The 251-nt window shown below is 66.9% G+C and carries 1 protein-coding gene; it reads right to left on the bottom strand.

The window, feature by feature from the left end; genetic code table 11:
* Positions 1–251 (bottom strand): glycosyl hydrolase family 95 catalytic domain-containing protein (locus IEY93_RS39225; protein WP_229691841.1); only part of this gene is annotated, 251 nt, incomplete at both ends.

The following is a 251-nucleotide window of genomic DNA, read 5'->3' as shown; positions in this document are numbered from 1 at the left end:
AACTGCGGGTCGTTGACGCTGTTGTGCTGGGCGATCCGTACGTCGGTCGGCTGGTCGGCCGCCGAGGTACGACCGAGATCGAGCTCGGTCCGGCCGAACAGCTTCTGGTAGTCGGCCACGTGCCGGTCGCGCAGCGCGTTGTACTCCTTGCCCTGGGCCGTGTCGAGGTGCTCGCGCGCGATGCCCTGGTAGTCGCCGCTGACATCGCGGTAGTTGACGTAGCTGGAGCCGATGGAGACCAGCAGCGTGAC

The sequence above is a fragment of the Sphaerisporangium melleum genome, from assembly GCF_014646695.1.
GTDB lineage: Bacteria > Actinomycetota > Actinomycetes > Streptosporangiales > Streptosporangiaceae > Sphaerisporangium > Sphaerisporangium melleum.
This window is presented reverse-complemented; position numbering and strand designations above follow the sequence as displayed.